9 protein-coding genes and 2 pseudogenes are annotated in these 12,606 nt (G+C 42.2%); 8 read left to right on the top strand and 3 right to left on the bottom strand.

What is annotated here, in order from left to right; genetic code table 11:
• Positions 1-342: 342 nt before the first annotated feature.
• Positions 343-492 (bottom strand): annotated as a pseudogene (locus LC586_RS37025) (ATP-binding protein); the annotation flags it as partial.
• A 227-nt stretch (positions 493-719) separates the two neighbouring features.
• Positions 720-2,232, bottom strand: a pseudogene (locus LC586_RS37020) (ATP-binding protein); the annotation flags it as partial.
• A gap of 105 nt (positions 2,233-2,337) precedes the next feature.
• Here LC586_RS37020 and LC586_RS37015 point away from each other — a divergent pair.
• The 4 genes from LC586_RS37015 to LC586_RS37000 all read left to right on the top strand — a co-directional run bounded on the left by LC586_RS37015 (position 2,338) and on the right by LC586_RS37000 (position 7,243).
• The gene (locus LC586_RS37015; RefSeq protein WP_229490613.1) at positions 2,338-2,976 is read left to right on the top strand and encodes a lysophospholipid acyltransferase family protein; all 639 of its coding nucleotides are present in this window, start codon (positions 2,338-2,340) and stop codon (positions 2,974-2,976) included.
• A gap of 159 nt (positions 2,977-3,135) precedes the next feature.
• Positions 3,136-4,173 carry an AI-2E family transporter gene (locus tag LC586_RS37010; protein WP_229490611.1) on the top strand — a complete coding sequence of 346 codons (1,038 nt, stop codon included), beginning with the start codon at positions 3,136-3,138 and terminating at the stop codon, positions 4,171-4,173.
• A gap of 108 nt (positions 4,174-4,281) precedes the next feature.
• Complete coding sequence (locus LC586_RS37005; RefSeq protein ID WP_229490609.1) at positions 4,282-4,599, top strand: DUF2288 domain-containing protein; 318 nt, start codon at positions 4,282-4,284, stop codon at positions 4,597-4,599.
• Between the two features lie 193 nt (positions 4,600-4,792).
• Positions 4,793-7,243 (top strand): endonuclease MutS2, encoded by a 2,451-nt coding sequence (locus tag LC586_RS37000; RefSeq protein WP_229490607.1) that lies wholly within the window; start codon positions 4,793-4,795, stop codon positions 7,241-7,243.
• Between the two features lie 652 nt (positions 7,244-7,895).
• On the opposite strand, the gene LC586_RS36995 is transcribed toward LC586_RS37000, so the two are convergent.
• Complete coding sequence (locus tag LC586_RS36995) at positions 7,896-8,036, bottom strand: hypothetical protein (RefSeq protein ID WP_229490605.1); 141 nt, start codon at positions 8,034-8,036, stop codon at positions 7,896-7,898.
• 96 nt (positions 8,037-8,132) lie between these two features.
• On the opposite strand from LC586_RS36995, the gene LC586_RS36990 reads away from it, so the two are divergent.
• From LC586_RS36990 to LC586_RS36975, 4 genes are all read left to right on the top strand, one after another.
• Positions 8,133-8,513 carry a hypothetical protein gene (locus tag LC586_RS36990; protein WP_229490603.1) on the top strand — a complete coding sequence of 127 codons (381 nt, stop codon included), beginning with the start codon at positions 8,133-8,135 and terminating at the stop codon, positions 8,511-8,513.
• 570 nt (positions 8,514-9,083) lie between these two features.
• The gene (locus LC586_RS36985) at positions 9,084-9,689 is read left to right on the top strand and encodes a DUF3038 domain-containing protein (RefSeq protein WP_229490601.1); all 606 of its coding nucleotides are present in this window, start codon (positions 9,084-9,086) and stop codon (positions 9,687-9,689) included.
• 239 nt (positions 9,690-9,928) lie between these two features.
• On the top strand, positions 9,929-11,584 hold the full coding sequence (locus LC586_RS36980) for a DUF4335 domain-containing protein (RefSeq protein WP_229490599.1): 1,656 nt from the start codon (positions 9,929-9,931) through the stop codon (positions 11,582-11,584).
• Positions 11,585-12,062: 478 nt separating this feature from the next.
• On the top strand, positions 12,063-12,347 hold the full coding sequence (locus LC586_RS36975; protein ID WP_229490597.1) for a YiaA/YiaB family inner membrane protein: 285 nt from the start codon (positions 12,063-12,065) through the stop codon (positions 12,345-12,347).
• The last annotated feature ends 259 nt before the right edge of the window (positions 12,348-12,606 follow it).

Genomic DNA, 12,606 nt, shown 5'->3' with positions numbered 1-12,606 from the left:
AATCTCATTCGGTATTTGAGTTAGTTGAAGTGGCGGTTGCGGTCACGCGACTGCACACTTTGTCGTGAGCGATCGCACGACTTTCCACCGCAAGCTCTTGGAGGTTAATAACCCGCAACTTGGGTTAGTAGCGTGTCAAGGCTAAATTTGTGCAATAAATTTTGTAGGTTGGGTCGTTCGCGTCAGCGTCGCGCAGCGAAGAATGATACCCAACACCCCGATGAATGTTGGGTTTCGCGTTGCTCAACCCAACCTACGTTTAATGCATCATTTTAGGCTTGACACCCTAGTAGTAGCGTATCAAGCAGAAAGTTCGTGTCGATATGCAGACGGAGGTATATGCTACATCGGTAGGTGGATCACAAATTCAGTACCTTCGCCTAGTCTAGAATCTACCTCGATCGCTCCTGCATGTTTTTCTGTGACAATTTGACGAGCGATCGCTAACCCCAATCCCGTGCCTTTTCCCACACCTTTTGTAGTAAATAAGTGATCAAAAAGCTTAAAGCTCTATCTAAATATCAATTTTTCATTCAAAATAGGACGAATTGTCGTAAATGATTGAAAAAACATGGTTCAAATAGCTTTTTATGTTTTTTAACCATACAAAGACGAAAATGTCAATCCCACCCCTTGGCTCAGTGTAGTAATTTTGAACTTATTTGTGCTTTGGGTGAACCCCAAAACTACCGTGTCAATAGGGTTTGAGATGCGCTTACCCTGAGCAGTGTAGGCAGTGGCAGCTATAGCTTTCCGTCCAGCTAACAGATTTAATTGAGCTAGTTGATCTCGTTCTATCTGTTGAGTAATTAACCCTAACCCCAGGTTCAATTGACTAACAATTTGAAATATTTTATCTTATTGTTCGCTTTAAGAAATATTATTTAACAGTAGCTGACCTAGTTTTAAGTGAGTAGTCTGCTTCTGAGCTTCTGGAATCAAAGAATAAGCAGCTTGTTGAACGCGATCGTGTAAAAATTTATAGGTAAGGACTTGCCAATTGGAATTGAAAGGCTTTGAATCAGAATCTTGCCCACTGTGTTGAAAGAATTTATAAACATCACCAGTAGTTAAAAGTAACCCTTCTTCCAAAGCTTTCCACAAATCAGCAGCCGTTTCGATTTCCGATGATTCTGAAACAATTGCCAAAGTTGCTAAATCAAATTGATTGCCAATACAAGCAGCTAGCTGTAAGATGTTTTGAGTTGATTGTGGCAGTCTTTGTAGCTGAAATGCCATAAAGGCAACAACATCATCTGTAACCGCTTGAGTCGTCACTTGTGCAATGTCACATTCCCAAAAGCCTGACTCAAAGTTAAATTGAATCAGCCTATCTTGATGTAATGCTTTGATAAACTGTGTAGCGAAAAATGGATTACCTTGAGTTTTTTGAGATACAAGTAGGGAAAGAGGCAACGCTAAATCCTCAGAACACTTAAGTGTGTCAGCAATTAATTGATTCACTTGTCTTTGACTTAGTGGTGCTAATGTAATTGTATTAATCGTGAAGAGTGTTTTTTCAATTTCACTCAAAGTCAACATTAACGGATGTGCTTTTTCGACTTCGTTATCACGATATGCACCAATTAATAAAAGATGTCCTGTATCAGCCATTAATAACTGCATTAACTTCAGCGATGCTGAATCTGCCCATTGTAAATCATCTAAAAACATTACTAATGGATGTTCGGCAGTGGTAAAGACTTGGGTAAACTTTTGGAATATTAAATTAAATCTAATTTGTGCTGCATTTCCTGATAATTCTGGAGGCGACGGTTGTTGACCAATAATTCTTTCTAATTCCGGGATGACTTCAATAATTACTTGTCCATTTTCACCCACAGCCTCTAATATTTTGCTTTTCCATTGCTGAACTTGGCTATCACTTTCTGTTAATAGTTGCTCCATGAAATCCCGAAATGCTTGCACCAATGCACTTAAGGGAATATTCCGTTGAAATTGGTCAAATTTCCCTTTGAGAAAATAACCGCGTTGTCTAACAATCGGTTTATAAACTTCATTAACAACCGCAGTTTTACCAATACCGGAAAAACCCGCTACCAGCATCATTTCAGTTGCACCCAAGCTAACTCGCTCAAATGCTTGGAGTAGGGTTTCTATTTCTGTTTCTCGTCCATAAAGTTTATCAGGAATAATGAAGCGATCGCACACATCCCGTTGTGCAATTGGGAAACTCTTAATTTCACCAGTTTCTCGGAGTTGAGATAAACATAGTATTCCCAGATGGGTGAAGCAATTCATCTCCACAGCTTTTTTGCGTTGCTCTGGGCCTTGCGATCGCGTATGCTAAATTCAGTCTGATTTGAATTATCTTCTGTGGACAAAAACCGCGAACCGTTTATCAGTCTGGCACTTTACCACGTCTTTAAATGGTCGGTCGTTAGCCCCATGCTTCACGCTTACTTTCGGGGCCAGATTTATGGTACGGAAAATGTCCCCCAATCAGGGCCGTTGTTGGTAGTGAGTAATCACGCTAGTTACTTTGACCCGCCAATTGTCTCCAACTGTGTACGTCGTCCAGTGGCGTACATGGCTAAGGAAGAGTTATTTAAAATCCCAGTTTTGGCGCAAGCGATTAAATTGTATGGTGCTTATCCGGTGAGTCGAGGAAATGCCGATCGCAATGCCATCCGTTCCGCCCTAGAATATCTTAATAATGGTTGGGCTGTCGGTGTTTTCTTGCAAGGCACTCGCACCCCAGATGGTCGAATTACAGACCCCAAGAGAGGCGCACTGCTGCTAGCGGCAAAAGCAAAAGCCCCAATATTACCCGTGAGTGTCTGGGGTACTGAGGAGATTTTACAAAAAGGCTCGTCCCTACCTCGCGCAGTTCCCATCACTGTGAGAATTGGTAACTTGATTGATGCTCCCAGTTCCAGTAATAAAGAGGAATTGGAAGCTTTGACACAAAAGTGTGCCACAGCAATTAACGATATGCATGATTTAGGGCGATGAATTTAGAGAAACTACAGATATATGCTCTAGGGAGGTAGCGATCGCGCCTTAGCCTCTGTATCTTTAAGGTCAATGTGCTCTAGCAATAAAGTCTAACTTTGTGCTTAAATGCAACTGCTAGGCAAATTTACCATAAGTTTCCCTCTAAAGAACATATATATGAGCGGCTTTGAAGCCAAGAATTTTTGGGATCGATTAAATAATCTGGCGTTAGTCCGCTTTTTACTTTTAGTTGCTTCTGGCTGGGCAATTGTACAACTTTTAGCTTACTTTGAAGCGGTCATTGTTATTTTTACATTTGCTGCAATTTTGGCTTTTTTACTCAGCTATCCTGTACAATGGCTGCGGCATTTTTTGCCCCACGGCGTAGCTGTTGGTGTCGTTTTCTTGCTCAGTATTGTGATTATTGGCAGTCTGATAATTACCGTGGGCTTAACGGTTTTATCTCAAGGACAACAATTAATTGATAGTATAACTGCATTTTTAAATTCTTTAGTACCTTTATTAGAGGGACTAGAAGGATTTTTGCGAAGCCGTAATTTGCAGATAGATTTAAGTTTCATTGAAGAACAATTACGAAACCAAGCTGTATCAAGTCTTGTAACTAGTTTGGCTATTTTACAAGGATTCATGACGAATTTTGTGACATTTATCTTGATTGCAGTTGTAGCTTTCTTTATGTTACTAGATGGAGACAAGTTGTGGAATTTCACGATAAAAATAGTACCAAAACAGCGCCGGAATAGATTTACAAATATAATCAGACGCTCCTTTCTCGGATTTTTTAGAGGTCAGTTGTTATTAAGTGCATTTCTCACAAGTACGACTTTTTTAGTTTTTTTAATATTAAAAGTACCTTTTGCTTTGATATTGTCAGTGATAGTCGGAATTCTTGATATCATTCCAGGTATAGGAGCGACATTAGGAGTAAGCACAGTTACTTTAGTTGTGTTGTCTCAAGGTGTTTGGTTAGCATTAAAAGTATTGATAGCTTGTATTGTCCTCCAACAGATACAAGACAACTTGATTGCGCCTCGAATTATGCAAGATGCGCTGAATCTTAATCCCGTAGTAGTGTTCTTTGCTTTGCTAGTAGGCGCAAAAGTAGCAGGCTTACTAGGAGTTTTTATATCTATTCCCATCGCTGGAGTCATCGTATCTTTATTTGAAATTGATGAGATGAAGGCAGAGGTTTAGAGACGCGATGAATCGCGTCTGTACAAGAGTTGGAAGTAGAGACGCGATTCATCGCGTCTGTAGTAATTAATGTAAAATAGTTTATTAGCCAATACAAATTGAGGAATAATGTCGGATTTAAGAGCGGAATTAACAGAAATTTTGGATGAAGCAGAGTGGGAGTGGCTAATTCCTCATGTACAACGAGATGCAGTAATTGTGGTGGCGCTTGAGCTAAACTTGGTGGATGTTGGAGTAGCGATCGCCAGTGATAACATACCATCAGTGGAACAGTGGATTGATAAACAATTGATTGCCAAACCCACGATAGTACAGGTGGGAGAATGGAACGGCGATGCCTTCGGCGGGCTACGCCAACGCACTAAACGATTTAATACTCTCATCGTTCAGCCTTACGTTCTGGTACAAGAAATAGTTGCTGCTTAATCAGTTTTTGTGACATTTTGATCAGAGTTAGAGTCAACAAAAATGTTTATGTAGTATAAAATATATCAATGTATAAGAAGGTAGAGGGCGAATATACCTCTCGACTATTGACTAAAGCAAAATTTTCTCCTTTAAGATTTATCCATCTAGGAGCTAGAATTGTTACGATAATTTCAGATTAGATGTTGAAACCTTGATCCAATCTGAGACCTTAGAACTATTAGAATGGCATCGCCTCTGCCAGCACCTTGCCACCTTTGCGGCAACTAAGCTGGGGGCGACAGCCGCGCGTCATGTGAAAATACCCGATTCTCAGATCCAAAGCGAAGAGTTGTTAGAGCAAACCAAAGAAGTCTACCAACTGGAAACTCGCCTGACCACGGGACTCTCATTTGAGGGAATTCAAGATATTGGCAATTCCTTAGAACGGGCAGAACGCAGTGGAGTTTTGGCAGGAGATGAACTGTTAGCGATCGCTACTACCCTCGCTGGTGCCAGAAATTTGCGCCGTGTCATTGACAATCAGGAAGATTTGCCGATATTGACTGATTTGGTTGCCGATTTGCGGACTTATCCAGAACTAGAACAGGAAATTCACCGATGTATTGATGAACGGGCCCAGGTAACTGACCGCGCGAGTCAAAAACTGGGAGAAATTCGCACAGACTTGCGGCGAGTACGCAGCCAAATTACTCAAAAGCTGCAAAATATTTTACAGGCAAAATCTGGAGCAGTTCAAGAACAACTAATTACGCAACGGGGCGATCGCTTTGTCATCCCTGTAAAAGCACCCCAAAAAGATGCCATCCCCGGTATTGTTCACGATACCTCTACTAGCGGTGCCACGCTATATGTGGAACCGAATTCAGTAGTGCCTTTGGGCAACCAACTGCGGCAGATAATTAGAAGAGAGCAAGCAGAAGAAGAAGCGGTTCGCCGTGCTTTGACAGAACTTGTAGCCGCAGTCAAACCAGATTTAGAGAGATTGTTAGCGATCGCCACCACTTTGGATCTTGCAACGGCTAGATCGCGGTATAGCTACTGGCTAGGAGCGAATCCCCCGCGATTTATTCAGCGTGAAGATAGTGAAATCATTACCTTGCGGAGTTTGCGACATCCACTGTTAGTGTGGCAGCAACAGCACGAACAAGGGCAACCAGTAGTTCCTGTAGATTTGCTGATAAACCCGTTAATCCGGGTAGTGACAATTACTGGGCCAAATACTGGCGGTAAAACTGTAACCTTAAAAACCTTGGGGTTAGCAGCATTGATGGCGAAAGTGGGTTTATTTGTCCCCGCCCGTGAACCAGTAGAAATACCTTGGTTTGATAAGGTGTTAGCAGATATTGGCGATGAACAATCTTTACAGCAAAGTTTATCTACATTCTCTGGGCACATCCGCCGAATTAGTCGGATTTTAGAAGCATTGGGGAATCGGGAATCGGGAATCGGGAATCGGGAAGAAGAGAAGAATCTAGAAATCCCCACTCCCCACTCCCCACTCCCCACTCCCCAATCACTCGTTTTACTCGATGAAGTCGGTGCAGGAACCGATCCAGTAGAGGGTAGTGCCTTAGCGATCGCCTTGTTGCAATATCTAGCCAACCACGCCCAACTAACGATCGCCACTACTCACTTTGGGGAATTAAAAGCCCTGAAATACGAAGATGATCGGTTTGAAAATGCCTCTGTAGAATTTGACGAAAGTACTCTCTCGCCTACTTACCGTCTGCTGTGGGGCATACCTGGACGTTCTAACGCCCTGACAATTGCCTTGCGTTTGGGATTAAAGCCAGAAGTGGTACAACAGGCGAAAACTCAAGTGGGAGAGGCCACAGATGAAGTTAACCAAGTAATTGCTGGCTTAGAAGCGCAACGCCGCCGCCAGGAAACCAAAGCAGCCGAAGCACAAAGTTTGTTGCAGCAAGCGGAACGTTTATACAAACAAGTATCCGCAAAAGCCGCAAGTTTAGAGGAGAGGGAAAGCAGTTTGCGGGCTTCACAGGAAATAGCAGTCCAACAAGCTATCGCCCAGGCAAAAGGTGAAATTGCCCAAGTAATTCGCCGCTTGCAGAAAGGTACGCCCACAGCCCAAGAGGCCCAGCAAGCCACCAATGCTTTGAATCAAATCGGCCAGCAATATCAGCCAGCAACGCCAGCAAAACCAAAAGCTGGGTTTATGCCCAAAGTAGGCGATCGCGTCCGCATTCCAAAATTGGGACAGATAGCAGATGTGATCACCGCCCCTGATGAAGATGGCGAGTTAAGCGTTCGGTTTGGGCTAATGAAGATGACTGTGAAGTTGCAAGACGTAGAATCTTTAGATGGTCAAAAAGCCGAACCAATCGTCAAACCCAAACCAGCCCCAGCAGCAGTAACCCCACCACCGCAAAGTGTCCCAGAAATTCGGACTTCCCAAAACACCATCGATTTGCGTGGTAAACGGGTAGCTGATGCCGAATACATTCTAGATAAAGCCATTTCCGAAGCTACAGGCCCAATCTGGATTATTCACGGGTACGGTACTGGTAAGCTGCGACAAGGAGTTCACGCCTTTTTGCAACAGCATTCCAGAGTGAACAACTACGAACCAGCAGAACAAGCAGATGGCGGCACCGGTGTTACCGTTGCTCACATAAAATAAAGTAGCAATAAATGTGAAGACTGCTAGTTCGTCCCATTTATCTTTATTAAGCAATACGCTTGGCTTAAGGCTTGATCGTTCCTAACCCTCTTTAAAAAGGCTTGTCGTTACCCACATTTTTGTAACAATCAAAGTGCCGCGCTGACCGACATCCCGCCCAGAACTGAAGTTCTGCGGCTCAGAGCTACTGTCCACTAAGCGTGGACTGAAATTTTCGCTTTTACAGAAAATAGCTATTTACATCACTTAATATCTTATATTTAGTCCTCTTAAGAGGACTTTAGCTATTAGCCTTGGAATTTATTCCAAGGCGGGACTAATACCAATACGGTTCGGTTTAGGTGCATAGTCCTTAAAGATCCCCTTTAGTCCCCCGATAAATTGGGGGAAATAGAGCCATTATGAGCAAGCCAATTTATCGGGGGGTTGGGGGGATCAAGTCTTTAGGACTTACGCATTGACAATAAATACCAAATATGGGTCAAGGTTAAAAACCAATACAGTTGAGTTAACGCTAAAAACCTTAAACTGTGTAGGTTGGGTTGAGGAACGTAGACCCAAAGGGGCTTAAGGCAGGGTAACCCAACATTTCCGGGGCTTTGTTGGGTTGCGCTTTGCTTAACCCAACAAAGCAATTTTTCACTACAATTTTTCACAAAGCCAAGCGTATTGGGTTAAAAACCATATCTTTTGTAAGGGCTAAGCATTGCTGTGCCCCTACAGCATGGTCTATTGACGATCGCAGGATAATTAAGAAAAGCCTGAAAACTTCCTCAAGATAGGTAATGGACATCACGATGCGTTTGTACAGTGCGTAAGTCCTAGTCTTATCCGAACCGTATTGGGACTAATACCAATTTTTCATTATTTTGCGTAAGTCCTGATTAGGATGAAGCAGAAGTTACAAAATAAAAACAGTATGAAGACCAAGATTTTACCTTTCATTGCAGCTTTTAGCTTTTTTACTAATAGCCCAGCTTGTGCTGAGTATATAGGTGCAGCAAATATCTCAGAGCAAACTGATAGGGTCTACTACATAATGGTGCAAGGTAAAAATCCAGAAACTCCAGCTAATAAAAGTGGAATACTAACATGGACAAAAAAAATTGACTTTGACAAAGAGTTAAGCCTTAACCCAAGCGTATTGATCTATAACCCATACTTAAGCATTGGTTTTGGTAAATGTCTAAACTATTACCTCTGCCCATCAAGTTTACAAATGAGTTCTGATATGTGCGTGGTTTGCGGTTATAGCTATAGTACCAACTAAGTTGGATAAAATCAATTGGCAAACATCTTCAAACACTGACTTTATCAACTTTTTAAGTTTGTGATCAGTTTCATGGAGGCATCAATCGTCCTGACGTTGCCCAGCCTGTCCTAAAATAACAGGCTACACACAAGAGAAACTGGGGTGGGATCATGGAAAGCTCAAGAAGCACCTTTAGCAAACAGACAAAAAATTTGTATAGTAATTATGTATACATAAAGACCAAATAATAAACATCAATAAATTTCAAAATTTAAAAGCGCAAATAAATTAGGAGGTATTCTAGATAATTACTTAGCAATAATTAGCGGTTAGCATTCAAAACATTGTTTATTTATACTCTTGTACGGAACTTGCAGCGAAAGTCGGGTAAACCTTAACTAGAATTGATACTTTTCTACTTTGTCGAAAATAAATTTTCATCTAGAGTAGGACAAAGATACCTGCTGTTTACCACATAAAAAAGCTAAATGAAGCCTCTGGCTCAGAACTATGGGAAACCAAGCTTGATTCTTAAGAGTCTGGTTTCAAAATGGGTAACAGCAACATCCTCTATCAGCTTGATCACCTATGCTAAAAGTTATGCACTCGGCCGCCAACTCAGCCACTCCAAATTCCCAGTGGGAGGATTTAATCAAGCTTCCAGCCCCAAACACAGTTCAATGGGACAATATCAAAACCCAATTAGACTTAGTGCTGTTGGCGCTAGAAACCTTAACTGGCATTGGTTCAGAGGCTATGCTTTCGGCGGCAACTGATCTGAATTTAGAGTCAAGAGTGCCAGACCGCGTAGCTTTATGGCGACTGCGCCAATCAAATCCCCTACGCAAAGGTCAAGGAGGGCGAAAAAAGCTAGATATCGAAGAAGCGCGATCGCTTGTTCTGATCATCTGCTACCTAGCCAAACAGCACCAGGAATTGATTCGCCGCGCTGTCGGACTGTTGGAACAAATGGCAGAAAATAACCGGGAACCTCACCAGGCTGCTTTACTTGGAGATTATATTGATGCTTTTTGCAACACTTACCAAGAGCGGATGGAAGAGGACGAGAAAATCTCAACGGATTTACTAACTAATCTGGCCCTAAAACTGCTTGTAGATTTACTTTTTTACAGTGCTCCTGGTGGGCATCGCCGTCTTTGGCTAGCACTTATAGACCGTTCAACAAAATTTTAAATTTTAGATTTGAAATTCCTCAACCAAAATTCGCTCATGAAAGTTTGCTAGATAAGGATTCCCTTTTGATGATCGTTAGTTCTTGTGCAATGCACTATCAACACTGCTGCCTCTTTGCACATCACAGAAGGAACCTGACAAAGTTCTGAGTGGAGGAATCCGCCTTTCCAACTTTTCTTTGCAAGCAACTGGCTCAATTTTTTGCAAAATCCCAAATAGTCTTCTTCGCAGTTCCTGCCATGCCTCTATCAAATTCTGTCATTCGTTGCTACACACCCCCTACTTGCACGCTAGAAGTATTCGCGCAAAGCTCCCCTCTGTCGCGTTGGATGGGGAAAACTGTCCTCAAGCACCTGAGCTTTGAGCTTCGTTTTGATGATCCCCGACTACCAGAAGAACACAAAGTTCCAATTCGGGGCGATCGCGATCAACTCGAAGCTTTATGTGATGCAGTCACAAGCTACGTACAGCAATTCCTCCAACAGTCTCCAGAAAGCTTTTGCGTCAGTTTCTCCGATACCCAGGAGTCAAGCACAGCATTAGGTGAGCCGGAATTAAAGTCCTCTACAAAAACATTAAATTCCTTTAGTACCCAGATTCCTGGGGCAAATATCCGCTTAGAACCAAGCAGCCATTTAACTCACAACTTATTTCTCGGTTCTCTTGCCAACCAATCATCCGGCCCCGTAATTCAACTCAGTCTGCTGCAACTATTCGATTTGGCAAGTGCTTTAGATGAATACTCGACTGATGTCATGGCACTCCCAACTCTCAACAGCACTTCGACTCTGAGGTTCCCTGCTTGGGCACCTGTTGCCGCAGTATTAGTATTAGGTGTAGGTTTATTACCAGTTACTTGGCAATATGCTAACAACATTAGAGAAAAGCAACAGCAAACAGCTAAAACAGCAGATCCAGCTGCGGTAAAGGCTGCTTTAGAAACTTCACCCTCACTAAACTTTCCCACGCCTCAACCTGGACTGACGACTCCATCAGAGAATTTGCTAGGTTCCACTCCTCCACTTTCTACATCCAGTTTGCCCCAAGCACCTCTAACAGCCCCTAGCTCCAGTTTCTCTACACCGCCATCTCTAAATGCACTGACAATACCTCAGGGCAAGACTTCAACCCTTTCCACTAATCGAGCGATGCCAACTCTTGGAGACGCTACGCGAACGGCGAGCTTCTCTACGAGACGCTCCGCGAACGCTAACGCACCATCTAGCAAAATCCCAGGCCAGGAAATTGCTATATTACCAAATCTTGGACAGAACCCTACAGGGTCAAGTCCCCAAGGTACTACTCTTCCTCAACTGCGGGATTTGCCACCCAGGCTATCTTCTAACACAAGCAGCTTACCAACTAATATCTCACCAGTTGTTCCCCCATCTCTTGACACCATACCCAATAGTGGCAATACTCTTACCCAACCCTCCCCACTAACCTCACAACAGCTACAGGAAAGAATTAATTCCCTACAGCAACCTTCTCCTGGAGAGAAACCTGCTTCACAACTTTCCTCCTCTAGAACTGCGGATAATAATCCCTTTATCGATCAATTAGGGGACGGACGCAAAGCCCCCACATCTACAGAAGTAGCTACAGGCACATTATTTGACACACCTCAAGTAGCAGAAGCTAGAGAATACCTAAAAAAACGTTGGCAACCACCCACTGGGCTAGGACAAACATTAGAGTACAGTTTGACAGTCAGTGTTGACGGCACAGTGGAACGAATTTTTCCCCTCAATAAGGCAGCAAGAGAATTTATTGATAGCGCTGGGATGCCTGAAGTTGGTAAACCTTTTGTTTCCGCCAATAAACGCGGACAAAATGTCAAAATTCGAGTTGTTCTCAGTCCTGATGGCAAGGTACAGACTTTTTCAGATGAATAAGTAAATTAATCCGTTTAAGCTGAGATATTGCATTAGTCACAACAACCGCCTAGTAATTCATTACTAGGCTAATAGCTAAAGTCGTCTAAAGACGACTAGTAAAAGCTTTTATTCTACTTAAGTGGACTTGGGTTATTAGTCTTACACTTCGAGTCTTGGGGGGCTAGTTGGTTTATCGAGAATCCTGCAAGATTTCAGTTTAATGCCACTTATAAAACTGGTACAAACCTTGTGCCAGTTTCTATTTACTTCAGTTGCTCTTGAGCTTGCTTTTTAGAGTCCAGTTACCAAACTGGTCTTACTATTGATACCAGTAAAGCTACCACCTATACAATTACTGTTAACACCAATTCTCTAAAATGAAACTATAGATAGATACAAGTCTGGAAACCCAGATTAAATCTGACTTTTCTTAATTACGAATTACGAATTACGAATTACGAATTGGTATAAATCACTCATATCAAAAGTAGGAAATATGCAAACAATTGGTACTCAAAAAGACAGTCCAGCGTGGATTATTCAAACTTGGGCAGCTTTTGTAATTTCTATTTCTATGACCACCTTCGGTATTGTAAACTTACCTGTAAATGGTTGGGTAAAAGGCTTTATGGGTATGGGTATGGCTTTCTCTGTTGGCTCAACCTTTACTTTGGCGAAAACTACTAGAGACTTGCATGAAACTAGAAGATTAACCGCTAGGTTAGACGAGGCAAAAGTAGAAAAATTGCTTTCACAACACGATCCTCTAAATTTTAAATGAAGGCAACCATAAAAATTTGGGATTTTGGATTGCCAATTTTGGATTAATGGGATTTAAACAGAAATCCCTTTCAGCAATATCAAATAATACTAACTTTTACAATTTGATGTGATTTACACATCAAAAATTAACTATAGGAATCCTATTTGATTTTTGAAAAAGATTACGAGATAATACGGATGAGTTGACAAGTGTAAGAGCAGACAATGATAAACCAGCATCTACAATCGGCAATACTACCTGGAGGAGTGGCAACTGC

Origin of the sequence: Nostoc favosum CHAB5714, assembly GCF_020829495.1 — a bacterium.
GTDB lineage: Bacteria > Cyanobacteriota > Cyanobacteriia > Cyanobacteriales > Nostocaceae > Nostoc > Nostoc favosum.
This window is presented reverse-complemented; position numbering and strand designations above follow the sequence as displayed.